General features: G+C 71.0%; 23 protein-coding genes and 3 pseudogenes. 15 read left to right on the top strand and 11 right to left on the bottom strand.

Going from position 1 to position 21,871, the window contains the following annotated elements; translation table 11 throughout:
- Positions 1 to 54: 54 nt before the first annotated feature.
- The 6 genes and pseudogenes from ACH4D5_RS37055 to ung all read left to right on the top strand — a co-directional run.
- Positions 55 to 946: pseudogene (locus ACH4D5_RS37055) on the top strand (HipA family kinase); the annotation flags it as partial.
- Positions 846 to 1,268, top strand: a complete 423-nt coding sequence (locus ACH4D5_RS37050) for a DUF3037 domain-containing protein (protein WP_398312036.1) — start codon at positions 846 to 848, stop codon at positions 1,266 to 1,268. The pseudogene ACH4D5_RS37055 and the gene ACH4D5_RS37050, both read left to right, overlap by 101 nt.
- 193 nt (positions 1,269 to 1,461) lie before the next feature.
- A complete protein-coding gene (fabG, locus tag ACH4D5_RS37045) occupies positions 1,462 to 2,223 on the top strand; it encodes a 3-oxoacyl-ACP reductase FabG (RefSeq protein ID WP_398312033.1) in 762 nt (253 codons plus the stop codon).
- A gap of 24 nt (positions 2,224 to 2,247) precedes the next feature.
- Positions 2,248 to 3,003 (top strand): SDR family oxidoreductase, encoded by a 756-nt coding sequence (locus ACH4D5_RS37040; protein ID WP_398312030.1) that lies wholly within the window; start codon positions 2,248 to 2,250, stop codon positions 3,001 to 3,003.
- Between the two features lie 146 nt (positions 3,004 to 3,149).
- On the top strand, positions 3,150 to 4,769 hold the full coding sequence (locus tag ACH4D5_RS37035; RefSeq protein ID WP_398312027.1) for an ABC transporter substrate-binding protein: 1,620 nt from the start codon (positions 3,150 to 3,152) through the stop codon (positions 4,767 to 4,769).
- Positions 4,770 to 4,880: 111 nt separating this feature from the next.
- Positions 4,881 to 5,564, top strand: a complete 684-nt coding sequence (gene ung, locus ACH4D5_RS37030; protein WP_398312024.1) for a uracil-DNA glycosylase — start codon at positions 4,881 to 4,883, stop codon at positions 5,562 to 5,564.
- A gap of 2 nt (positions 5,565 to 5,566) precedes the next feature.
- Here the strand turns inward: ung and ACH4D5_RS37025 are convergent, their stop codons facing one another.
- Positions 5,567 to 5,992, bottom strand: a complete 426-nt coding sequence (locus tag ACH4D5_RS37025; protein ID WP_398312021.1) for a DUF3224 domain-containing protein — start codon at positions 5,990 to 5,992, stop codon at positions 5,567 to 5,569.
- Between the two features lie 183 nt (positions 5,993 to 6,175).
- On the opposite strand from ACH4D5_RS37025, the gene ACH4D5_RS37020 reads away from it, so the two are divergent.
- A complete protein-coding gene (locus ACH4D5_RS37020; protein ID WP_398312018.1) occupies positions 6,176 to 7,138 on the top strand; it encodes a helix-turn-helix transcriptional regulator in 963 nt (320 codons plus the stop codon).
- A gap of 71 nt (positions 7,139 to 7,209) precedes the next feature.
- Positions 7,210 to 7,725 (top strand): hypothetical protein, encoded by a 516-nt coding sequence (locus tag ACH4D5_RS37015; RefSeq protein WP_398312015.1) that lies wholly within the window; start codon positions 7,210 to 7,212, stop codon positions 7,723 to 7,725.
- Positions 7,726 to 7,736: 11 nt separating this feature from the next.
- On the opposite strand, the gene ACH4D5_RS37010 is transcribed toward ACH4D5_RS37015, so the two are convergent.
- Positions 7,737 to 8,246 (bottom strand): hypothetical protein, encoded by a 510-nt coding sequence (locus ACH4D5_RS37010; RefSeq protein WP_398312012.1) that lies wholly within the window; start codon positions 8,244 to 8,246, stop codon positions 7,737 to 7,739.
- A 156-nt stretch (positions 8,247 to 8,402) separates the two neighbouring features.
- Entirely contained in the window at positions 8,403 to 8,996 is a 594-nt protein-coding gene (locus ACH4D5_RS37005; protein WP_398312009.1) for a TetR/AcrR family transcriptional regulator, read from the bottom strand.
- A gap of 89 nt (positions 8,997 to 9,085) precedes the next feature.
- Between ACH4D5_RS37005 and ACH4D5_RS37000 the strand changes: the two genes are divergently transcribed.
- Both ACH4D5_RS37000 and ACH4D5_RS36995 read left to right on the top strand, forming a co-directional pair.
- The gene (locus ACH4D5_RS37000) at positions 9,086 to 10,330 is read left to right on the top strand and encodes an FAD-dependent monooxygenase (protein ID WP_398312006.1); all 1,245 of its coding nucleotides are present in this window, start codon (positions 9,086 to 9,088) and stop codon (positions 10,328 to 10,330) included.
- 74 nt (positions 10,331 to 10,404) lie between these two features.
- A complete protein-coding gene (locus ACH4D5_RS36995; protein WP_398312003.1) occupies positions 10,405 to 11,310 on the top strand; it encodes a Gfo/Idh/MocA family protein in 906 nt (301 codons plus the stop codon).
- On the opposite strand, the gene lnt is transcribed toward ACH4D5_RS36995, so the two are convergent.
- The 3 genes from lnt to ACH4D5_RS36980 all read right to left on the bottom strand — a co-directional run bounded on the left by lnt (position 11,234) and on the right by ACH4D5_RS36980 (position 13,956).
- Positions 11,234 to 13,006 (bottom strand): apolipoprotein N-acyltransferase, encoded by a 1,773-nt coding sequence (lnt, locus tag ACH4D5_RS36990; RefSeq protein ID WP_398312000.1) that lies wholly within the window; start codon positions 13,004 to 13,006, stop codon positions 11,234 to 11,236. The genes ACH4D5_RS36995 and lnt overlap by 77 nt on opposite strands.
- Before the next feature lie 127 nt (positions 13,007 to 13,133).
- Positions 13,134 to 13,655, bottom strand: coding sequence for a nuclear transport factor 2 family protein (locus tag ACH4D5_RS36985; protein ID WP_398311997.1), 522 nt, complete (start codon positions 13,653 to 13,655; stop codon positions 13,134 to 13,136).
- Positions 13,656 to 13,776: 121 nt separating this feature from the next.
- Positions 13,777 to 13,956: a hypothetical protein gene (locus tag ACH4D5_RS36980; protein ID WP_398311994.1), complete on the bottom strand. Its 180-nt coding sequence runs from the start codon at positions 13,954 to 13,956 to the stop codon at positions 13,777 to 13,779.
- A gap of 255 nt (positions 13,957 to 14,211) precedes the next feature.
- Between ACH4D5_RS36980 and ACH4D5_RS36975 the strand changes: the two genes are divergently transcribed.
- Positions 14,212 to 14,880, top strand: coding sequence for a hypothetical protein (locus tag ACH4D5_RS36975; protein ID WP_398311991.1), 669 nt, complete (start codon positions 14,212 to 14,214; stop codon positions 14,878 to 14,880).
- Between the two features lie 127 nt (positions 14,881 to 15,007).
- Here the strand turns inward: ACH4D5_RS36975 and ACH4D5_RS36970 are convergent, their stop codons facing one another.
- From ACH4D5_RS36970 to ACH4D5_RS36955, 4 genes are all read right to left on the bottom strand, one after another.
- The gene (locus tag ACH4D5_RS36970; RefSeq protein ID WP_398311988.1) at positions 15,008 to 15,238 is read right to left on the bottom strand and encodes a chaplin; all 231 of its coding nucleotides are present in this window, start codon (positions 15,236 to 15,238) and stop codon (positions 15,008 to 15,010) included.
- Positions 15,239 to 15,442: 204 nt separating this feature from the next.
- On the bottom strand, positions 15,443 to 16,612 hold the full coding sequence (gene tuf / locus ACH4D5_RS36965; RefSeq protein ID WP_398311985.1) for an elongation factor Tu: 1,170 nt from the start codon (positions 16,610 to 16,612) through the stop codon (positions 15,443 to 15,445).
- A gap of 127 nt (positions 16,613 to 16,739) precedes the next feature.
- On the bottom strand, positions 16,740 to 16,874 hold the full coding sequence (locus ACH4D5_RS36960; protein ID WP_398311982.1) for a hypothetical protein: 135 nt from the start codon (positions 16,872 to 16,874) through the stop codon (positions 16,740 to 16,742).
- Positions 16,875 to 16,962: 88 nt separating this feature from the next.
- The gene (locus ACH4D5_RS36955) at positions 16,963 to 17,673 is read right to left on the bottom strand and encodes a DNA alkylation repair protein (RefSeq protein ID WP_398311979.1); all 711 of its coding nucleotides are present in this window, start codon (positions 17,671 to 17,673) and stop codon (positions 16,963 to 16,965) included.
- A 49-nt stretch (positions 17,674 to 17,722) separates the two neighbouring features.
- Between ACH4D5_RS36955 and ACH4D5_RS36950 the strand changes: the two genes are divergently transcribed.
- The gene (locus ACH4D5_RS36950) at positions 17,723 to 18,427 is read left to right on the top strand and encodes a TVP38/TMEM64 family protein (protein ID WP_398311976.1); all 705 of its coding nucleotides are present in this window, start codon (positions 17,723 to 17,725) and stop codon (positions 18,425 to 18,427) included.
- 109 nt (positions 18,428 to 18,536) lie between these two features.
- Here ACH4D5_RS36950 and ACH4D5_RS36945 read toward each other — a convergent pair whose 3' ends face one another.
- Complete coding sequence (locus ACH4D5_RS36945; protein WP_398311973.1) at positions 18,537 to 19,706, bottom strand: thiolase family protein; 1,170 nt, start codon at positions 19,704 to 19,706, stop codon at positions 18,537 to 18,539.
- A 125-nt stretch (positions 19,707 to 19,831) separates the two neighbouring features.
- Here ACH4D5_RS36945 and ACH4D5_RS36940 point away from each other — a divergent pair.
- From ACH4D5_RS36940 to ACH4D5_RS36930, 3 genes and pseudogenes are all read left to right on the top strand, one after another.
- A pseudogene (locus ACH4D5_RS36940) lies at positions 19,832 to 20,287 on the top strand (winged helix-turn-helix transcriptional regulator); the annotation flags it as partial.
- A gap of 220 nt (positions 20,288 to 20,507) precedes the next feature.
- Positions 20,508 to 21,380, top strand: coding sequence for an undecaprenyl-diphosphate phosphatase (locus tag ACH4D5_RS36935; protein WP_398311970.1), 873 nt, complete (start codon positions 20,508 to 20,510; stop codon positions 21,378 to 21,380).
- Between the two features lie 77 nt (positions 21,381 to 21,457).
- Positions 21,458 to 21,710 (top strand): annotated as a pseudogene (locus ACH4D5_RS36930) (transposase); the annotation flags it as partial.
- Positions 21,711 to 21,871: the final 161 nt, after the last annotated feature.

Genomic DNA, 21,871 nt, shown 5'->3' with positions numbered 1-21,871 from the left:
GTAGAGAGCGGGCCACGTGATCGAACAGCGTCGGACCGGCAGTAACCTGGGGCAATGCTCAGCGAAGTCACCGCGGTCCGCTATGTCACGCCCCTACGGGAGGGTGGCTCGCTGCCCGGGGTCGTCGAGGCCGACGACCACGGCACCTACGGAACGTACGTCATCAAGTTCACCGGCGCGGGGCAGGGGCGCAAGACGCTCGTCGCCGAGGTGATCTGCGGTGAGCTCGCCCGCAGGCTCGGTCTTCGGATGCCGCGGCTCGTCGGGATCCGGCTCGACCCGGTCCTCGGCCTCGGCGAACCCGACGAGCGGGTGCAGGCACTGCTCAAGGCGAGCGGCGGGCTCAACCTCGGCATGGAATTCCTGTCGGGCGCCCTCGGCTTCGACCCGCTCGCTCACCACGTTGACCCGGCCGAGGCGGGCCGCGTCGTCTGGTTCGACGCCCTGATCAACAACGTGGACCGCTCCTGGCGCAATCCGAACCTGCTCCTGTGGCAGGGCGATCTGTGGCTCATCGACCACGGGGCCAGCATGATCTGGCACCACAACTGGCGCACCGCGGAGACCGCCGCCGCCAAGCCGTACGACGCCTCGGACCACGTCCTCGCCCCCTACGGGCCCGACGTGGCGGCGGCCGCCGCCGAACTCGCCCCCCTCGTCACCCAGGAACTGCTCACCGACGTCGTGGCCCAGGTGCCCGAGGAGTGGCTGGCGGACGAGCCGGGCTTCGACAGCGCCGACGACGTCCGGCGGGCGTACGTGGCCGCTCTGCTGCCGCGTGCCGGGACCATCCACGAGCGGATCACCCTGCCGTTGACCGAGCCGAAGCCGAAGGGCGCCACCAAGTGACCGAACAGAACGCGCCCGTCCCCGACGGGCAGACCGCGCCCGCACGGGACGTCTTCGAGTACGCGCTGGTGCGCGTCGTGCCGCGTGTGGAGCGCGGCGAGCAGTTCAACGCGGGAGTCCTGGTCTACTGCCGCGCCAAGTCCTTCGTGGCCGCCCGCACCCACCTGGACGAGGCCAAGCTCCTCGCCCTGGACCCGGCGGCGGACGTGGCCGGCATCCGGGCCTCGCTCGGCGCCGTCGAGCGGATCTGCCGGGGCGGCGCGGCCGCGGGGCAGGCCGAGAGCGACGACGCGGGACGGCGTTTCCGCTGGCTCATCGCGCCCCGCTCCACGGTGGTCCAGCCGGGCCCCGTGCACACCGGCCTGACGGCGGATCCCGAGGCCGAGGTGAACCGTCTCCTCGACCTGTTGGTGAGGTAAAGCGGCACGGCTCTCCTGGTTGCCGTTGACACCCGGTGCCAGGGCTTCTAGCGTCTCGTCCAGCTGAAGGTACTAAGCGGTCGCTCACCATCGGGGCGTACCGTGGAGCCGCACCCCGTAGAGCCACACCTGTACAGCCACATCCGTACAGCCACATCCGTAGAGCCGCATCCCAAGGGCGAGGAGAACCAGCATGTCCACCACTGAGCAGCGCGTCGCTGTCGTGACCGGTGCAGCGCGAGGCATCGGCGCCGCGACCGCCGTACGGCTTGCCGCCGAGGGCCGCGCCGTGGCCGTCATCGACCTCGACGAGGCCGCCTGCAAGGACACCGTCGCGCAGATCACCGCGGCCGGTGGCAGGGCGATCGCCGTCGGCTGCGACGTGTCCGACGAGGCCCAGGTCGAGGCCGCCGTCGCCCGCATCGCCGAGGAGCTCGGCGGGCCGACGATCCTCGTCAACAACGCCGGCGTGCTCCGCGACAACCTCCTCTTCAAGATGAGCGCGAGCGACTGGGACACGGTCATGAACGTGCACCTGCGCGGCGCCTTCCTGATGTCCAAGGCCTGCCAGAAGCACATGGTGGACGCGGGCTTCGGCCGCATCGTCAACCTCTCCTCGTCCTCCGCGCTCGGCAACCGCGGCCAGGTCAACTACGCCGCCGCCAAGGCCGGTCTCCAAGGCTTCACCAAGACCCTCGCCAAGGAGCTCGGCAAGTTCGGCGTCACCGCCAACTCCGTCGCCCCCGGCTTCATCGTCACCGAGATGACGAAGGCCACCGCGGACCGCGTCGGCATGGGCTTCGAGGAGTTCCAGGCCGCGGCCGCCACCCAGATCCCGGTCCAGCGCGTCGGCCGCCCCGAGGACATCGCCAACGCCATCGCCTTCTTCACGGGCGACGCCGCGGGCTTCGTCTCCGGGCAGGTCATGTACGTCGCCGGCGGCCCGCTCAACTGACCCGGAAGCTGGAAGGCAGGGATCATGGCTGTGCAGGACAGCGGGAAGGCCGCGCTCGTCACGGGCGCGAGCCGTGGCATCGGATACGGCATCGCCGAGGCGCTGGTCGCCCGCGGTGACCGGGTCTGCATCACCGGACGCAATGAGGACGCCCTCAAGGAAGCCGTCGAGAAGCTCGGCTCCGACCGGGTCATCGGCGTCGCCGGCAAGGCCCACGACGAGGCGCACCAGGCGGTCGCCGTCGAGCGCACGATGGAGGCGTTCGGCCGCGTCGACTTCCTGATCAACAACGCGGGTACGAACCCGGTCTTCGGACCGATGGCCGACCTCGATCTGAACGTCGCGCGCAAGGTGTTCGAGACCAACGTCATCTCGGCGCTCGGCTTCGCCCAGCACACCTGGAAGGCCTGGCAGAGCGAGAACGGCGGCGCGATCGTGAACATCGCCTCCGTCGCCGGAGTCTCCGCCTCGCCGTTCATCGGCGCGTACGGGATGAGCAAGGCCGCCATGGTCAACCTCACCCTGCAGCTGGCGCACGAGTTCGCGCCGAAGGTGCGCGTGAACTCCATCGCGCCCGCGGTTGTCAAGACCAAGTTCGCCCAGGCGCTGTACGAGGGCCGCGAGGCGGAGGCCGCCGCCTCCTACCCGCTCGGCCGGCTCGGCGTGCCGGAGGACATCGGGGGCGCGGCCGCGTTCCTCACGTCCGCCCAGTCCGACTGGATCACGGGCCAGACACTCGTGGTCGATGGCGGCATCTTCCTCAATGCGGGCGTCGGCTGACGAAGGCCGCACACCCGTCGAGTGCGCCGTCTACACCGCTTTCAGTGACATACGCGCGCATCAAGTGCCCTGTCGGCGCCGAGACTTGGCCCGGCGGGGCACTGCGATATTGTCTCCCGATTCCATGGCATGGCCGATCGAGGAGCGTGCGCGTGTTCAGTGAAGTCCCCCCTGCCAAGCGGACCCGGGGTCTGCGCCCGGCGGCGGCGATCGCGTCCATATCCCTGCTCGCCGGCTGTGGGGTGTTCTCGTCCGAGGGGTCGGACGAAGAGGAGCAGATCACCGTCGGCACGATGAGCGCGCCGACCACCTTGGATCCGGCGAAGGCCTGGGACAGCTCATGGGAGCTCTACAGGAACGTCTTCCAGACGCTGCTCAGCTTCCCCTCGGGGGCCACCGAGCCCGAGCCGGACGCCGCGGAGTCCTGCGGGTTCAGCGACGCCTCCAACACGGTCTTCACCTGTGAGCTGCGCGAGGGCCTGCGGTTCTCCGACGGCGACGAGCTGGACGCGGCGGCCGTGAAGTACTCCTTCGACCGCATGCTGACCCTCGACGCCAAGAAGGTGGTGAAGGGCGGTCCCGCCGGTCTCCTCGGCTCACTCGACAAGGTCGAGACGAAGGGCGACCGGACCGTCGTCTTCCGCCTCAAGAAGGCGGACGCCACCTTCCCGTTCGTGCTCGCGACACCGGCCATGTCGATCGTCGACCCCGCCGAGTACCCGGCGGACAAGCTCCGCGAGGGCAACGAGGTCACCGGCTCCGGGCCGTACACCCTGGAGGCGTACACGCCGAACGACAAGGCCGAGCTGGTCAAGAACGACCACTACAAGGGCGCGGCCGACGTCAAGAACGACGCCGTGACCATCCGCTACTTCAAGAAGTCGTCGGCCATGGTCGACGCCCTCAAGAACAAGCAGATCGACGTCACGTTCCGAGGCCTGGCCTCCGAGGACATCGTCGCCATGCAGGGTAGGGGCAGGCGCGAACAGGACATCGAGCTCGTCGAGGGCTCGGGCACCGAGATCCGCTACCTCGTCTTCAACACCAAGGACCCGTGGGCGCGGAAGCTCCCGGTCCGCCAGGCTTTCGCGCAGCTCGTCGACCGCGGGGCCATCGCCCACAAGATCTACAAGGACACCGTCGAACCGCTGTACTCCATGGTCCCCAGGGGCCTCACCGGTCACGCCACCGGGTTCTTCGACGACTACGGAAATCCCAGCGCGGCCAAGGCCAGGAAGATCCTCACCGACGCCGGCATCCACCAGCCGGTGCCGCTCACCCTCTGGTACACCACCGATCGCTACGGCTCGGCCACCGAACCGGAGTTCGCCGAGCTCAAGCGGCAGCTGGAGGCCTCGGGCCTGTTCAAGATCACACTGAAGAGCCGTCCCTGGACCGAGTTCCAGGAGGGGTACAGCAAGGGCGAATACCCGGTCTTCGGACGCGGCTGGTTCCCCGACTTCCCCGACGCGGACAACTTCATCGCGCCGTTCGTCGGCCCCAAGAACGTGCTCAACACGCCCTACCCGTCCAAGGAGATCACCGACGAGGTACTGCCGCGCCAGCGCAGGGAGGCCGACCGCGGCGCCGTGATCGACGAGTTCGAGCGGGCCCAGGAGATCCTCGTCGACGACGTCAGGCTGCTGCCCCTGTGGCAGGGCAAGCAGTACATCATGTCGAGCGAGGAGATCGCGGGCGGCGAGCGCGCCTTGGACCCCTCGGCGATCATGATGATGTGGGAGCTGCAGCGCAAGACCAGCTGGTAGCGGGGGCGGGGCGGAGGGCCGTCGGCCGGTCGGGGCGGCCGGGCGGTCGATTGTCAGTGGTCGCCGGTAGGTTCTGTGGTGAGAAGTGACCGCACACCGGAGGTTGTTGACGTGACCGACATCGCCATGCTGCCCGCGTCCTGGCGCGGAGTCCTCGGCGAGGAGCTCCAGAAGCCCTACTTCAAAGAGCTCACCGAGTTCGTCGAGCAGGAGCGGGCGAAGGGCCCCGTCTACCCTCCGCGCGAGGAGGTCTTCGCCGCCCTGGACGCGACGCCGTACGACCAGGTCAAGGTCCTGGTCCTCGGCCAGGACCCGTATCACGGCGAGGGGCAGGGACACGGCCTGTGCTTCTCCGTGCGCCCCGGCGTGAAGACCCCGCCCTCCCTGCGGAACATCTACAAGGAGATGAAGGAGGAGCTCGGCCACCCCGTGCCCGACAACGGCTATCTGATGCCATGGGCCAAGCAGGGCGTCCTCCTGCTGAACGCGGTCCTGACGGTCCGCGCCGGAGAGGCCAATTCCCACAAGGGCAAGGGCTGGGAGAAGTTCACGGACGCGGTGATCCGGGCGGTGGCCGACCGCCCCGACCCCGCCGTCTTCGTCCTGTGGGGGAACTACGCCCAGAAGAAGCTCCCGCTCATCGACGAGGAGCGGCACGTCGTCGTGAAGGGCGCGCACCCCTCGCCGCTCTCCGCGAAGAGGTTCTTCGGCTCACGCCCCTTCACACAGATCAACGAAGCGGTGGCCGCGCAGGGCCACGAGCCGATCGACTGGCGGATCCCGGACATAGGCTGACGTCAGCCCGCGACGGCATAGGCGAGGGAGTACGGGGTGGTGGCCTGCCCGCTCCGCGCGGTGAACGAACCGGCTCCGGTGAGCCCGGCGAGGTCACCGGTGCCCGAGCCGGGCAGCACGGTGAAGGAACACTCGATGGTTCCGTCGGCACCGAAGGAACCGCGCTGCTCGATCACGAAGGAGCCCGAGCGGCCGGCGAGCGTCCCGTCGACGAACTCGTAACCCACGAAGGTGCCGACCGTCTCGCTCGTGTACGCGATGGTGTACTCGCAGGAGGTGCCCGTCGCCTCGACGGCGCCGGTGTAGTCGTTGCTGACGGCGGCGTGGGCGATGCGTGCGCCGCCGTCAGCGCCGGCGACGGGGCGCTCGTCCCAGCCGGCGAAGGTGAAGGTGCCGGTTGCCGTGTCGGTGGTGTGCTGCTTGGTCATGGTTCTCCTCTGCGGTAGCGGCCCCACCTGCCGTGGTGGGCGCCGTGCGAAGGACACTGCCAGCCGTACCTGACACCTTCTGTCAGGTACTGAGGCATCAAGTGCTGAGGCATCAAGTGCTGAGGCATCAAGTGCCGAGGGATCAAGTGCTGAGGCATCAAGTGCTGAGGCAGAATCGATCACGTGCGCGCCGACCGGCTCCTGGCCCTTCTCCTGCTGCTCCAGAACCGTGGACGCATGACCGCGCCGGAGCTGGCGGAAGAGCTGGAGGTCTCGGTCAGGACCGTCTACCGGGACGCCGAGGCGCTCGCCGCCTCCGGAGTGCCCGTGTACGCGGAGCGTGGCCCCGCCGGCGGCTTCCGGCTCCTGGACGGCTACCGCACCCGGCTGACGGGGCTCACCGACGACGAAGCCGATTCGCTGGCCCTCGCCGGTATGCCGGGGGCCGCCGCCGAGCTCGGCCTGGGCGCGGAACTGGCCACCGCGCAGCTGAAGTTGGCGGCAGCGCTGCCCGCCGGCCTTGGGGAGCGGTCGCGGCGCATCCAGGAGCGCTTCCACCTCGACGCGGCCGCCTGGTTCCGTACGGCGGAACCGGCGCCGCTGCTCGCCACGGTCGCCGACGCGGTGTGGCGGCAGCGAGTGCTGGAGGCCCACTACCGGCGCTGGGGCGGCGAAGTCCGGCGCGAGCTGCATCCTTTGGGGCTGGTCCTCAAGGCGGGCAACTGGTATCTGGTCGCGGCGGTCGACGGCGATGCGCGCACATACAGGGTGTCGCGGTTCCTGGCGGCGACGGTGACTCGGGAGGCCTGCGAGCGCCCGGACGGCTTCGACCTCGCGGCGTACTGGGAGGCGTCGTCGCGCGGCCTCGAAGCGCGGGTGCTGCGGGGCACGGCGCGGCTGAGGGTCTCCCCGGCGGGGCGACGGCTGCTGCCCGCCATGTTCGGGACCGCGGGGGTGCGGGCCGTGGCGGGTGCGGGCGCGGCGGACGCCGACGGCTGGGCCGAGGTCGACCTCGACGTGGAAGAACTGCCGGTGGCGGTCGGCGACATCCTCCGGCTCGGCCTGGACGCGGAGGTGCTCGGCCCGCCCGAGCTCCGCGCCGAGGTGGCAAGGAGCGTCACCGCGCTGGCCCAGCGGTACGCGTGAGCACCCCCCGTCCGAACGTGCCTGACCGCGATTGTCAGTGGTGGCCGCTAGCGTCGTGAGAGATGGAGGCGATGGCCGGCACGACCACGGAGGATCCGGTGACGGAGCAGCAGGAGCACACGGCGGAAGACGCGATGATGACGCGGATCGGGCAGGCGGTCATGCTGCATCACGGCGGCGACCGTGAGGAGGCGCAGGACCGCTTCCTCGGCCTCTGGGGGGAGATCGGCGACACCGGCGACCCGCTGCACCGCTGCACGCTCGCGCACTACATGGCGGACACACAGGCCGACCCTTCGGACGAACTGGCGTGGGACCTCCGGGCGTTGTCGGCGGCGCACGAGCTCACCGACGAGCGGCTGAGCGAACACCACCAGTCGCTGGCGGTGCGCGGTTTCTACCCCTCCCTGCACCTGAACCTCGCCGCGGATTACGTGAAGCTGGGCCGCCCGGAAGCGGCCCGCAGCCATCTGCGCCGGGCGCGCGGCGCGGTGGGCGCGCTGGAGGACGACGGCTACGGCAGAGGCATCAAGGAGGCCATCGCCCGACTGGAGGGGGAGGTGGGGGAGGGGAGCGAGGAGGAGTAGGGGGCGCTGACTCAACGGCCGTATGTGTTGCGGCAGATGACGGCTTGAGGGCTGTGTGGATCCCAGTTGCCGTACGCCTCGCCGAGTGCGCAGACGTCCGCGACCGGTGGGGCGGGGACAGTGGGTGGGGCGGGACGGGGGGCTCCGGCGTCGGGCCGCGCCGGGGCAGGCCTGCGTACTGGCGCTGCGGGCGGGGACGGGGGTGCGGGTGCCGGGCGGTCGTGGCTGTGCGGCGGGCCGGGAGGCTTGGTCCCCGTTTCGGTCTGCCAGGAGGACGCCTGCCGGGGGGAGGGGCGCCGGGGCGGGCCCATGCGCTCCAGTGCCTCCCGGGCCGGGGCCTGCACGAGGCGAGGCCGGTTCTTCCCGTCGGTGCGGGGCGCGGGCGGCGGGCCGGTGACCGCGGAGGGGGCGGCCTCCGGGGGCTGCTCGACGCTCATGCAGCCGGAGACGGCGGCCGAGACGGCGACGGATGCGAGGATCGCGGCAGCGGTGGCGGCGGTGGTGGTCGTCGGTCGAGGCACCCGCACAACCATGGTGCGCCCGGCGCACGTTGGGAGTGAAATCCGTGAGGTTGCCCCGCACGGGTGACGGGGCAGGGTGAGTCCACTCACCCCGCGTCACCCGTCCAGCACCCCCCTCACCCATCCGGCACCCCCCTCACCCATCCAGCGCCCCCCTCACCCGTCCAGCATCCCCCGCAACAGTTCCCCCACGCTGCTCCGCAGCTCCTCCTGTGTCGGCGTCGCGGCGTGGTGCGAACCCGCCACGCACGAGAACATCAGGCCGTCGCACCACGCCACCAGGGAGAGGGTGTGGCGTTCGGGGGCGGTGGAGCCCGCGGCGCGGAGCAGGGCCTCCAGGGGCTCCCTGAACTGGGCGCCCGTGGCGTCGTAGTAGGCGCGCAGCTCCGGCCTGCGGGTGGCTTCGAGGGCCAATTCGTAGCGGGATACGAGGAGTTGGCGCTGGTCGCCGGTCAGGTACCGGTGCAGGGCCAGGGCCAGGCCCGCGGCCAGTTGTTCGCGGCCGGCCGCCGGGTCCGGGAGCTCGGTGGGGTGCAGCACCTCCGCCTCACGTTCGGCCTGCCGCCGTACCGCCGCCTCCAGAAGCGCGAGCCGGGTGCGCGCGTGGTTGGACGTGGAGCCCTGGGGCAGTCCCGCCGCCTCGTCGACGGCCCGGTGGGTGAGACCGCGCATGCCGCGTTCGGCGAGCAGGGCGAGGGCGGTGTCGGCGATGAGTTCGGTGCGGGAGGCCCCCGCGCTGCGTACGGACATGGCGGAAACCCTACGCGGAACCCTACCCCCGGCACTACAGGTGTAGTACGGTCATTTCATCGTGCACTACAGATGTAGTTGGAGGGGCCATGAAGCAGCAGCCCCGCGCGGTCGTCATCGGTGGCGGCATCGGCGGACTCGGCGCGGCCATCGGCCTGCACGCAAGCGGGTGGAGCGTCACCGTCCTCGAACGCGCCCCGTCCCTGGAACCCGTCGGCTCCGGCATCGGCCTCGCCCCCAACGGCCAGCGCGCCCTGGACGTCCTGGGCCTCGGCGACCGGGTCCGCGCCCTCGCCGCCTGGCAGGGCGACGGTGGCATGCGCGCCCGGAGCGGCCGCTGGCTGGTGCGCACGAGCGCGGCCGAGGCCGAGGCGGCGTACGGCGGCAGCCTGGTCATGCTGCACCGCGCCACCCTCATCGGCCTCCTGGTGTCCGCGCTGCCCGCCGAAGCACTGCGTACCGGCACGCGGGCCCGCGTCGCGGACCCCGGCGCCGCCGACCGCCGCGCCGTCGTCACCACCGGCGACGGGGACATCGAGGCGGACCTCGTCGTCGGGGCCGACGGCATCGACTCCGCCGTGCGCACGGCCCTCTTCCCCGCCCACCCCCGGCCCGTGTACGCGGGATTCACTGCCTGGCGGTTCGTCATACCCGCACCCGACGAGCCCTTCACGCCGCACGAGACCTGGGGCCGCGGCGGGGTGTGGGGCACGCACCCGCTGCGGGACGGCCGGGTGTACGCGTACGCCACCGCACGGCTGCCCGAGGGCGGCAGGGCGCCCGACAGCGAGAAGGCCGAGCTGGAGCGCCGTTTCGCCGACTGGCACGACCCGATCCCCGGCCTGATCGCCGCCGCCGCGAACGAGGACATCCTGCGCAACGACGTACGACAGCTGACGACGCCGCTCGCCGCGTACCACCGCGGCCGCGTCGCCCTCGTCGGCGACGCCGCGCACGCGATGACACCGAGCCTCGGCCAGGGCGGCAACCAGGCCATCGAGGACGCCGTCGTCCTCGCCCACCACATGGCGCCGGGCGGCGACCTCGCAGCGGGCCTCGCCGGCTACAGCGCCGCCCGGGTCCCCCGCACCACGGACATCGTCCGGCGTGCCGCACGGGCCTCCCGCGTCACGCACCTCCGCAGCGCTCCACTCATCGCCGTGCGCGACACCCTCATCTCGGCGGCGACGCGGCTCGGCCCGAACTTCATTCTGCGCGGCTTCTCCTCGATCGCCGACTGGTGTCCGCCGCAGGCCCCGTATGCTGCGGGAACGGCGACCGCGGCCCCCGGGCGGAGCACGGAGGCGACGGTTCGCGAGCCAGCACAGCGGTAGACCAGCACAGCGTTGGACCCGGTCAGCGGTGGACCAGATCAGCGGTAGTGACAGTGGTCGGTAGGGAGACAGTGGTGAAGATCGGTTGCATCGGACTCGGCGACATCGCCCAAAAGGCGTACCTGCCGGTCCTCACCACCCAGCCCGGAATCGAACTGCACCTGCAGACGCGTACGCCAGCGACCCTCGCCCGGGTCGCCGACGTCCACCACATCCCGGAATCCCGCCGCCACACCGACTTGGACGCCCTGCTCGGCCAGGATCTCGACGCCGCCTTCGTGCACGCGCCGACCGCCGTGCACCCGGAGATCGTCACCCGCCTCGTCGAGGCGGGCGTGCCGACCTACGTCGACAAGCCCATCGCGTACGAACTCGCCGACTCCGAACGCCTCGTGCGCCTCGCCGAGGAGCGCGGGGTGAGCCTCGCCGTCGGCTTCAACCGCCGTTACGCGCCGGGTTACGCGCAGTGCGTCGAGCACCCGCGCGAGATCATCCTGCTGCAGAAGAACCGCGTGGGCCTGCCCGAGGACCCGCGCACGCTCGTGCTCGACGACTTCATCCACGTCGTGGACACCCTGCGCTTCCTGGCGCCGGGACCGGTCGACGACGTCACGGTGCGCTCCCGCGTCGAGGACGGGCTCATGCACCACGTGGTGGTGCAGCTGGCCGGCGACGGGTTCGTCGCGATCGGCATGATGAACCGGCTCAGCGGCTCCTCGGAGGAGATCCTCGAGGTGTCCGGGCAGGACGCCAAGCGGCAGGTGATCAACCTCGCCGAGATCGTGGACCACAAGGGGCAGCCCAGTGTGCGGCGGCGCGGCGACTGGGTGCCGGTGGCCCGCCAGCGCGGCATCGAACAGGTGGTGCTCGCCTTCCTCGACGCCGTGCGCGCGGGCAAGGTGCTCAGCGCCCGGGACGCACTGGCGACTCATGAACTGTGCGAGCGCGTGGTCCGTGCCGCTCTGGAGCAGGGCGCCTGACAGCGCGCAGTCCCTCTGCCGCGGCCAGCGCCGCGAGCACGAGGAGCGCGGCGTGCACGGGCCAGTCGCCCCACTTGACGTAGGCCGTCTCGCCCTTGCCCAGCGGTACGTCGTACACCGCCGCGGCGCTCGCCGACGTGCCGAGCGGGCTGCCGACGCGCGAACCGTCCGGGGCATGGACCGCGGAGACGCCGGTGAGCGTGGCGTGCACCATCGGGCGGCCGGTCTCGGCGGCCCGCAGCGCCGCGAGCGACGCGTGCTGGCCGGGCGCCCAACTGGACTGGAACGACGACGTGGCGGACTGGGCGAGCAGCAGTTGCGCGCCGTCACGGGTGAGGCGACGGCTCATGTCGGGGAACGCGGACTCGAAGCAGACGAGGGGCCCGAAGCGCAGGTGTTGTCCGCCGGAGCCGGTGTCGGTGTCGGTGCCTGTGCCTGTGCCGGAGCCGGTGTCGCCTCCCGTGTTCATCACCACCTGCCGGTCCCCGCGCCTGCGGTCCTCGCCCGCTGCCTTGCCGACGGACGTGGCCCAGCCGAGCAGGGACCGCGCCGGGATGTACTCGCCGAAGGGCACGAGCCGCATCTTGTCGTAGCGGTCGCCGGTCGGCCCGTCCGGGCCCACCAGGACGGAACTCTTGAATATGCCGGGGCGGTCGGAGCGGCGCGCGTCGACGTTCACCAGGATGTCCGCGCCGACCTCGCGGGAGAGCGCGGTGATCCGACGGGCAACGTCCGGCCGGTCGGCCAGGTCGTAGCCGACGCTGCTCTCGCCCCAGACGACGAGGTCCGGGTCCCGGCCCACCAGCGTCCGGGTCAGCGCCTCCTCGCGGGCCAGCCGCTTGTCGGCGCTGGCGATGCCGTCTTCTATGATCCCCGGCTGCACGACCGCGATGCGGACGTGCCCGGCGGACTCGGGCCGTGGCGCCCAGGCCCAGGCGGCGCAGGTGGCGGTGACGACGGCGAGGAGGCCGGCGAGGGCGGGGACGACGGGGACGCCGGGGGACACCGACGAGGACGAACCGGGGGCCGGTGCGTACGAAGCCGACGCATACGAAGCCGGTGCTCCGGGAGCCGATGCACCGGAAGCCGACCTACGGGCCGCCGCGGCGACGACCAAGAGCGCGACCCCCGTGTTGAGAGCCACGACGAACGCGCTGATCAGCCACACCCCGCCCACCGAGGCGAGCCGCAGCGCCGGCGTCACCTGCCACTGACTGGAGCCGAGCAGGCCCCACGGTCCGCCCAAGCCCTCCCAGGACCGGACCAGTTCGACCATCAGCCAGCCGGAGGGCAGCACGACGAGGGCGGCCGCGGCACGTCCGGACGTCGGTACTCCACCGAGGAACCGGCGCACCAGCCAGCCCCAGGGCGCCCACAGCAGGCCGAGCAGCGCGGCGATGACCACCGTGAAGACGTGCAGGCTCGGCAGCAGCCAGTGGTGCACGGCGACCATGAAGCCGAGGCCGCCGAGCCAGCCGTCGAGCGCGGCCCGGCGGGCGGTCGGGGCCGACCTGGCCAGCAGCATCCAGGGCACGAGCGCGACGTACGCGAACCACCACAGCGACGGTGCGGGGAACGCCAGTGCGGGCAGTGCCCCGGCCGTGACGGCGAGGCCGCCGCGCCACCAGCGCGACGCGAGCATCCGCACGACGCGCGGCCTGTGCCGCTCCCACCGGCCGTCGCCGAACTGATCCATGCAGTGCCTCCCTCGCCCGCCCCCGACGCCGGTCGTACTCACGTACCCATCAGTGTGCGCGTCAAAGACGATCTAGGACAGTGGGCCAGGGGGTGGAAAGGAAGCCGGGACGGATCTTGAGCGCAGGTCACATGTCGGAGGCCGCGGCCCGCCGCTCCGACTGCTCCCGCGAGCCCCCCACCTGGCGCCACTTCTCCGTGACGACCACCTGGCGCAACCGCCACCCACTGGGCGTACGCAGGAGGGCGAAGCCGTAACGGCCGCCGCAGACGAAGTCCGGGGCGGTCGACGGCTCCCGGCGCGGTGCCGAGTCGGCGCGCTCGGCGAACCGCATGGGATTCACATAGTCGGCCTGTACGTGGGCGGTGTCGCCGACGTCCTGGTCCAGGGTGCCGAACTCCAGCTTGCGGTTGGTGATCAGATGCTGGCGCATGGGGAACATCCGCATCGTCTCCGCCAGCCAGGTGGCGATCTCGTCGGCCCCTCCCTCGATGCCGCCCGCGGAGCGGTAGTCGGCGCGCCCGCCCGGGGCGAACAGCTGTCGATAGGCGTCCCAGTCACCGTCGTCAACGGTCACCGCGTACTCGGTGATGAGGGCATCGACGGCCAACCGGTCGATCACGGCGGCGAGTTCCACGCGCTGCGTCATCGGCTCAGTGTTGGGCACAGGAGGGGCCGAGCCAAGGGGGCGTACTGATCGATGTGGGCGGAGCGCCGGTCCGGGCGAACACCTGCCCGCCGCCGCGACCGCGCGGGGCGGACGGCTGCACCTACGCGGCCTTCACCATCTCCTCCCGGACCGCGGCGGCCCACTCCGTCACCAACTGCTCGTACTCCCGGCGCTGTTCGGCGGAGAGTCGACCTCCGGCGCGCAGCCACAGGCCACGGATCCGCTCGTTCAACTCGGCGGAAGAGCGCGCGGAACCATAGGGTGGAGGGGTTAAGGGCATGGCGTCAGCCTAAGGGATGGCTACGACATTCGGAACTGTCAGCTACCACACACCTGCACCACGTGATCGCCGCCGCACTTGATCCGGCCCGCCAGGCGGTCTGGAGCGGTGAGCCCGACCGCCTCGCGACGTGACCCGCGCCTGGTCGTCGCGCAGCTCTTTGCGTCCGGATGTCACGAACCAGACACTTCACCTGCACGGCTCCCTCACGAAGCCGGATGATGCGCAGACACAGCACAACCGCAGGGGGGACCCATGAGCAACACCACACCGCCGCCACCGCCACAGCCGCCCGCGTTCCCGCCGAGCCCACCGGCCAAGAGGCGCAACACCAACGCCGTCATCATCGGCTCGGCAGCAGCCGTCATCGTGGCCGTTGTCGCCACCGGCATCGTCGTCGTCAACAGCCGCGACGACGACAAGAAGCCGGTGAGCACCAGTGCCGCGGACACCGCGAAGAACGACGACGTGGTCGCGGGTGAGGAGGAGCCGCCCGAGGAGCCGGAGCCCGAGCCGGAGAGCACCGAACCGGAAGTGTCCGGCCTCGGCGACACCGTGACCTACGTCAACGATGTCGAGGTCAGCCTGTCGAAGTTCGCCCGGGGCACGTCCAGCGAGTACGGCTCACCGGAGAACACGCCGTACGTGAAGTTCGCCGTGACGGTGAAGAACGAGGGGAAGTCGACGATCGATACGTCGGGGTTCACCACCAGCTGCTCTTACGGCGAGGTCGGCGAGTCCAGTGAATCGGTCTTCGATTCGGAGCGGGGCCTGAACGGTGGGCCCGACACGCGGCTTCTTGCGGGCCGGTCCATCACGGTGACGTGGGCCTGCGAGCTGCCGAAGACGGAGGACACGATCCAGATCGAGGTGTCGCCGGACATGGAGACGGAGACGGCGATTTTTACGGGAGACGTGAAGTAGCAGCCCCTCAGCAACGAACTCCCGGCGCCGCTCGACGCGAGCGAGCGCGTCACCGATAGGGAAGGTCGGTGGCGCGCTCGGGCGGAGCCGCGGTGCCGCCAGGGGCACCGCGGTCAGGTGCGTCGGGTCAGTCGTTGACGCACTTGTTGCCGAAGGTCGGGTTGAGCAGCCCGATGATGTCGACGGTGTTTCCGCACGCGTTGACCGGGATGTGCACGGGGATCTGGATGGCGTTGCCGGAGATGACGCCGGGGGAGCTGGTCGCAGCGCCCTGGGCGCCGGCGTCGGCGGTCGCCATACCGGCGGCGCCCATCACGAGGGCGCCGGTGCCCAGCACCACACTCATCGTCTTCTTCATGGTGGTTCTCCTTGATGATTCGTTCAGCTTGTGGGCGCCTGGCCGTGTCGCGCGGCCGGAGCAGCACTCTGTGTGGCACCCGCGAGATCAACGCCGCATCCCACTGATGGACACGCCCGGGCACGCTGATTCAGCCGATGAGCCGCACTGAGCCGCCCTGTGCGGCTCTGAGTAACTCTGAGCCGCACCACAGGGCGGCTCCGCTCACGCGACTCCGGTGACCGTCCCCGCGCCGACCGTGCGGCCGCCCTCGCGGATCGCGAAGCCGAGGCCGGTCTCCAGCGGTACGTCGCGGCCCAGCTCGACCGTCATCGTGACCGTGTCGCCGGGGCGGGCCACGGCGGCCTCGCCGAGGTCGACGTCGCCGACCACGTCCGCGGTGCGGATGTAGAACTGCGGCCGGTACCCCGTGGCGATCGGCGTCGTACGCCCGCCCTCGCGCGCCGACAGGACGTACACCTGCGCGGTGAAACGGCGCCGGGGCGTGACGCTGCCGGGCGCCGCGACCACATGGCCGCGTCGTACGGCGTCACGAGGCAGACCGCGCAGGAGCAGCGCCACGTTGTCACCGGCCTGCGCCTCCTCCATCGGCTTGCCGAAGGTCTCCAGGCCGGTGACGACCGTCTCCGTGTCCGCGCCGAGCACCTCCACGCGGTCCCCGAGGCGGACGGTGCCGCGCTCCACGGCGCCGGTGACGACGGTGCCGCGCCCGGTGATGGTCAGCACATTCTCGACGGACAGCAGGAACGGCGCGTCGAGATAGCGCTCGGGCATCGGCACATACGTGTCCACGGCGTCGAGCAGCGCCTCGATCGAGGACGTCCACCGCGGGTCGCCCTCCAGCGCCCGGAGCCCCGAGACCCGTACGACGGGGACCGAGTCCCCTCCGTATCCGTGCGCGGAGAGCAGGTCGCGGACCTCGAGCTCCACAAGGTCGGTGAGTTCCTCGTCCCCGGCGTCGGCCTTGTTGAGGGCGACGACGATGTGGTCGACGCCGACCTGCCGGGCGAGCAGCACGTGCTCGGCGGTCTGCGGCATGATCCCGTCGAGCGCCGACACGACGAGTATCGCCCCGTCCAGCTGCGCCGCGCCGGTGACCATGTTCTTGATGTAGTCCGCGTGGCCCGGCATGTCCACGTGCGCGTAGTGCCTGGTGTCGGTCTCGTACTCGACGTGCGCGATGTTGATGGTGATGCCGCGCTGCGCCTCCTCGGGCGCGCGGTCGATGCGGTCGAAGGGGACGAACGTGCCGGTGCCGCGCTCGCTGAGGACCTTGGTGATGGCGGCGGTCAGTGTGGTCTTGCCGTGGTCGACGTGGCCCATGGTGCCGATGTTCAGGTGCGGCTTCGTGCGGACGTAGGCGGTCTTGGACATGGTGGTTCCTTCTCGGGAACTCGAAGCTGTTGTCCCGGTACCGCGGCGTGCGCGCGGTCGGGACGGGGACCCCCGGGGGCCGGACCGACCCTCCCCCTGTGGGGTCCGCCGGAATGTCCGGGGAGGGTCAGCTTCGGGCGCCGTCGAAGGCGGCGGGTGCGTCGAAGGCGGCGAATGCCTCGAAGACGGCGTGTGTGAGGACGGCAGCCTTCGCAGCGCCCGCGACTGCGGGCGTGGCTGCGAGGAAGGCGTACCGGAACATGTGACTGATCCTCACCGAAGGAGACGCGCACGTCGAATGGTTTTCGCGGGGACGTGAACGGCACGCCCGGGGAGACGAGTTGCGGCAGTCAGAGGTTTTTCAGGGCCTCCCGCACCGACAGCGGCGCCAGCCTCCACCGTTCCCGCTCGACGAAGGCACGTACGGCCTCCGGGTCGGTCTTGGCGTACTCCCGGAGGCACCAGCCGATGGCCTTGCGGAGGAAGAAGTCGGGATGCCCGGACTGGCGTACGCAGTAGGCGAAGAGGCGCTCCGGGTCGGTGGCCGACTTGTACCGGAGCTGGTGGAGAAGGGCGGTGCGGGCCACCCACAGGTTCTCGTCCTCGATCCACTCGTCCATGGCGGTCCGCAGCTCCGGGTCGGCCGCGACGAGCCCGCCGACGACGTGCGCGGCGAGCAGGTCGACCGTGTCCCACCAGGAGCGCGTCGTGACGAGGTGCCGGGCGACGGGCAGGAAGTCGGAGGAGCAGCGCCGCACGTGGCGGCGGAGGTAGTCGACGGCGAAGTAGGCGTACTCGCGCTCGGGCAGCTCCCAGCAGCGCAGCGCGATCGCCGTGCAGTCGGTCTCGTCGGGGCGCGGGGTGCCGGCGAGGACGGCGCGGGACAGGTCGCGGCGCACCGGTGAGGCAAGGCCGAGGAAGGGGGCGATGTCCTTCATGTACGCCCTCATCTGCGCGGCCCGCTCCGGATCGGCCGCTGCCCGGTAGGTCGTGACGAGCCGTTCGAGGACCGTGTCGGCCAGCTCGCTTCGCGGAGCCGTTCCCGGAACTGTGACGCTCATGAGACGCACCATACGGCGATCAGACACATGTGCCGGTTACTCTTCCGGGATGTCCGAGACCGTCACCGCCCGCCCGCAGGGCCTCGCCGTGCGCTGTGCCAGAGTGCTGCTCTCGCCGTGGTCGCGGCTGTCCCTGCTGGTGGCGCTGCTGGCCGCGGCGGCCACGTGCGTGCTCGTCTTCGAGCCGCAGCGGCTCCTCTCCGATGGGTGGCCCGCGCAATTGGGCGGCGCCACGGCGGTGGCCCTGTTCGCCGTGGCGTACGGGGCGTGCACCGCCGCGTTCGTGCCGCGGCCGCTGCTCAATCTGGCGGCGGGCGCGCTCTTCGGCTCACAGGCGGGGCTCGGCGCGGCGATCGCCGGCACGGTCTTCGGCGCCGGGATCGCCTTCGGGCTCGGCCGGATGCTGGGCCAGGACGCGCTGCGGCCGCTGCTGCGCGGCCGCTGGCTGCAGGCGGTCGACGGCCAGCTCAGCCGGCACGGGTTCCGGTCGATGCTGGCCGTGCGGCTGTTCCCCGGCGTGCCGTTCGCCGCGGCCAACTACTGCGCGGCGGTGTCCCGCATGGGCTGGCTGCCGTTCCTGATCGCCACGGGCCTGGGGTCGATCCCCAACACGGCGGCCTACGTCATCGCGGGCGCCCGCGCCTCGACGCCGACGTCGCCCGTCTTCCTGATCGCGATGGGGTTCATCGCGATGACGGGTCTGGGCGGCGCGGCGGTGGCGTGGTTCAAGCGCCACCACTTCCGCGACCGCTGAGAGCCCCGGCCCCGCGACCGCTGAGAGCCCCGGTCCTGCGACCGCTGAAAGTCCCGGTTCCGCGACCGCTGAGAGCCCCGGAGATCCGGAGCGAGCCGGGCGGGGCTCCTTACAGTGCTTCCAGGACGGTCGCGTTGGCGAGTCCGCCCGCCTCGCACATCGTCTGCAGGGCGTACCGCGCGCCGCGTGCGCGCATCGCGTGGACGAGCGTGGTCATCAGCCGGGTGCCGCTGGCCCCGAGCGGGTGGCCGAGGGCGATGGCGCCGCCGTGCACGTTGACCTTCTCGGGGTCGGCGCCGGTCTCCTGCAGCCAGGCGAGGACGACGCTCGCGAAGGCCTCGTTGACCTCGAAGAGGTCGATGTCGTCGAGGGTCAGCGAGGCCTTGCGCAGCACCTTCTCGGTGGCGGGCAGGATGCCGGTGAGCATGAGGAACGGGTCGGAGCCGGTGACGGCGAAGCTGTGCAGCCTGGCGAGCGGGCGCAGGCCGAGCCGTGCGGCGTTCTCGCTGGTGGTGATGAGGACGGCGGACGCCCCGTCGTTGACGGGGCTGGCGTTGCCCGCCGTGACGGACCAGTCGATCTGCGGGAAGCGCTCGCCGAAGTGCGGGTCGTAGTAGGCGGGCTTGAGGCCGGCGAGGACCTCGGGGGTGGTGCTGGGGCGTACGGACTCGTCGCGCGTGAGGCCCGCGATCGGCGCGGTCTCGGCGTCGAACAGCCCGCTGTCCCAGGCGCGCGCGGCCCGCTGGTGCGAGGTCGTCGCGAACTCGTCCATCCGCTCGCGACCGATGGACCACTTCGCGGCGATGAGTTCGGCGCTGATGCCCTGCGGGACGAGGCCTTCCGGGTAGCGCTCGGCGACGCCGGGCCCGAACGGGTCGGCCCCCTCGGGCACGTTCGACCACATGGGCACGCGGCTCATCGACTCCACACCGCAGGCGACGGCCATGTCGTACGCGCCCGACATGACGCCCTGCGCCGCGAAGTGCACGGCCTGCTGGGAGGAGCCGCACTGCCGGTCGACGGTGGTCGCGGGCACCGACTCGGGGAAGCCGGCCGACAGGACGGCGTAGCGGGTCGTGTTCATGGCCTGCTCGGCGACCTGGTCGACGGTGCCGCCGATCACGTCGTCGACGAGGGCCGGGTCGATTCCGGTGCGCTCCACGAGGGTGCGCAGGGTGTGGGCGAGGAGCTCGACGGGGTGGACGGCGGCGAGGGCGCCCTGGGGCTTGCCCTTGCCGACGGGGGTGCGTACGGCTTCGACGATGACGGCGTCACGCATGTCCGGGCCTCTTTCGACTGCCGGTGAACCACCGGCGGATACCAGTGAGTAGGAAATTCAAACTCACCATAGTCCGGTCAGTTGGAAAAACAAACCCTCTCCTTCCCGCCCCCTAGACTGCCCGCATGAAGGATCCGCGCCCCTGCTCCATCGCCGACGCCCTCGCCCTCGTCGGCGAGAAGTACTCCCTGCTGGTGCTCCGCGAGGTGTGCCTCGGCAACGAACGCTTCGACCAGCTCGTACGCAACATCGGCGCGCCCCGCGACGTCCTCGCGACACGCCTGCGCCGCCTCGTCGAAGCGGGCGTCCTGGAGAAGGTGACGTACAGCGAACGCCCGCAGCGCTTCCTGTACCGGCCGACGGCCGCCGGCCTCGAACTGGAGCCCGTCCTGATGACCCTGATGGCCTGGGGTGACCGTCACCTGCGCGGGGACCGCGATCGCCCGATGGTCCTCGAACACTCCTGCGGCCACGAACTGGTCCCGGTGGTGACGTGCTCGGCCTGCGGCGAGCCGGTCCGCCACGAGGACCTCACCGCGCATCCGCAGGCTCCGGGGTGGACGACGGCGGGTCCGACGGCGGGCCCGACGGCCGACCCGACGGCCGACCCGACGGTTGGCCCGGCGGTCGGCCCGAACACACAGGCCCCGGTCGGCCCTCCCACCGTCCCGTAACCCAGGACCGCTACGCTGCCCCCCAACGAGGGACGTGATCACCCCTCACACTTTCAGCTACGCCCCGCTATGACCGCTTCGACCGCATCCGCGGCCTGATGATCAGTACTTGGACGGCGCAGTTTTCATGTCTTGGCTTGAATCCTTCATCCTCGGGCTCGTCCAGGGACTGACCGAGTTCCTCCCGATCTCCTCCAGCGCGCATCTGCGGCTGACCGCGGCGTTCGCCGGCTGGCACGACCCAGGCGCCGCGTTCACGGCGATCACGCAGATCGGCACCGAGACCGCCGTGCTGATCTACTTCCGCAAGGACATCGCGCGCATCGTGTCGGCGTGGTTCGGCTCGCTCTTCGGCACGGTGCCACGCTCGGACCACGACGCGCAGATGGGCTGGCTGGTCATCGTCGGCTCGATCCCGATCGGTGTCCTCGGCGTGACGTTCAAGGACCAGATCGAGGGCCCGTTCCGCGATCTGCGCCTGATCGCCACCACGCTGATCGTGATGGGCATCGTCCTCGGCATCGCCGACCGCCTGGCGGCCCGCGACGAGACGGGCGGCAAGCACCGTGCCGTACGCGAGCGCAAGAGCCTCAAGGAACTCGGCGTCAAGGACGGCCTCATCTTCGGCGTCTGCCAGGCGATGGCCCTGATTCCCGGTGTCTCGCGCTCGGGCGCCACCATCAGTGGCGGCCTCCTCATGGGCTACACCCGCGAGGCGGCGGCCCGCTACTCCTTCCTCCTCGCCATCCCCGCCGTCCTCGCCTCCGGCGCCTTCGAACTGAAGGACGCGGGGGAGGGTCACGTCTCCTGGGGCCCGACGATCTTCGCCACGATCATCGCCTTCGTGGTCGGCTACGCGGTGATCGCCTGGTTCATGAAGTTCATCACCACGAAGAGCTTCATGCCGTTCGTGTACTACCGGATCGTGCTCGGCATCGTGCTGGTAGTGCTGGTCAGCATGGGTGTGCTGAGTCCGCACGCGGGGGAATCGGCGGGGTGAAACCGGGCCGCACAGGGAGCGCTATCTAGCATTTCCTAGCGCCTCACCGGCAGCCGCTCGGGAGCGTTGACCGGGGCATGGCGGGGCGGGCAGACCTTCCCGACGGGCAGTGGGTGCAGCTTGATTGAGCCGCTGCTGCCGGTGAGCAACGGCCGGTGCGGACGGTGGCGGGACCACCGCCAGGTGATCAACGGGATACCGCACCGGGTGCGGACCGGGGTGCCCTGACGAGACCTGCCGGAGCGGTTCGGCCCGTGGAAGACGGCGTATGAGCGCCATCGGCTCTGGTCAGCCGACGGCACCTGGGAGCGGCTGTTCCAGCAGGCTCAGGCCGCCGCCGCTCGCCGAACGGCTCCGCCTCACCAGCCAAGCCGTCAACGACACGTCCCTGCGCGCCCGCCAGCGTCCGGGGGGCGCTCACAACCCCGCACGCCGTCTTCCTCGCTGTCCAGACGAATCCTCAAGCGGCACCGCGGAAGGCCGCCAAGTCC

It is taken from the genome of Streptomyces sp. NPDC018029 (genome assembly GCF_044327655.1).
Classification (GTDB): Bacteria; Actinomycetota; Actinomycetes; order Streptomycetales; family Streptomycetaceae; genus Streptomyces.
Note: the sequence above shows the minus strand (reverse complement) of the source record. Positions and strands in the feature narration are given on the sequence as shown.

Bases quoted from the DNA above. Each gene is read 5' to 3' on its own strand.
- tuf (WP_398311985.1), bottom strand. From the start codon at position 16,612: ATGTCCAAGACCGCCTACGTCCGCACGAAGCCGCACCTGAACATCGGC.
- ACH4D5_RS36980 (WP_398311994.1), bottom strand. From the start codon at position 13,956: ATGCCCTTAACCCCTCCACCCTATGGTTCCGCGCGCTCTTCCGCCGAG.
- lnt (WP_398312000.1), bottom strand. From the start codon at position 13,006: ATGGATCAGTTCGGCGACGGCCGGTGGGAGCGGCACAGGCCGCGCGTC.
- ACH4D5_RS37025 (WP_398312021.1), bottom strand. From the start codon at position 5,992: ATGACCAAGCAGCACACCACCGACACGGCAACCGGCACCTTCACCTTC.
- ACH4D5_RS37005 (WP_398312009.1), bottom strand. From the start codon at position 8,996: ATGTCCGTACGCAGCGCGGGGGCCTCCCGCACCGAACTCATCGCCGAC.
- fabG (WP_398312033.1), top strand. From the start codon at position 1,462: ATGTCCACCACTGAGCAGCGCGTCGCTGTCGTGACCGGTGCAGCGCGA.
- ACH4D5_RS36975 (WP_398311991.1), top strand. From the start codon at position 14,212: ATGAGCAACACCACACCGCCGCCACCGCCACAGCCGCCCGCGTTCCCG.
- ACH4D5_RS36970 (WP_398311988.1), bottom strand. From the start codon at position 15,238: ATGAAGAAGACGATGAGTGTGGTGCTGGGCACCGGCGCCCTCGTGATG.
- ACH4D5_RS37040 (WP_398312030.1), top strand. From the start codon at position 2,248: ATGGCTGTGCAGGACAGCGGGAAGGCCGCGCTCGTCACGGGCGCGAGC.
- ACH4D5_RS37015 (WP_398312015.1), top strand. From the start codon at position 7,210: ATGGCCGGCACGACCACGGAGGATCCGGTGACGGAGCAGCAGGAGCAC.
- ACH4D5_RS36960 (WP_398311982.1), bottom strand. From the start codon at position 16,874: ATGTTCCGGTACGCCTTCCTCGCAGCCACGCCCGCAGTCGCGGGCGCT.
- ACH4D5_RS36945 (WP_398311973.1), bottom strand. From the start codon at position 19,706: ATGCGTGACGCCGTCATCGTCGAAGCCGTACGCACCCCCGTCGGCAAG.
- ACH4D5_RS36935 (WP_398311970.1), top strand. From the start codon at position 20,508: ATGTCTTGGCTTGAATCCTTCATCCTCGGGCTCGTCCAGGGACTGACC.
- ACH4D5_RS36955 (WP_398311979.1), bottom strand. From the start codon at position 17,673: ATGAGCGTCACAGTTCCGGGAACGGCTCCGCGAAGCGAGCTGGCCGAC.
- ACH4D5_RS36950 (WP_398311976.1), top strand. From the start codon at position 17,723: ATGTCCGAGACCGTCACCGCCCGCCCGCAGGGCCTCGCCGTGCGCTGT.
- ACH4D5_RS37000 (WP_398312006.1), top strand. From the start codon at position 9,086: ATGAAGCAGCAGCCCCGCGCGGTCGTCATCGGTGGCGGCATCGGCGGA.
- ACH4D5_RS36985 (WP_398311997.1), bottom strand. From the start codon at position 13,655: ATGACGCAGCGCGTGGAACTCGCCGCCGTGATCGACCGGTTGGCCGTC.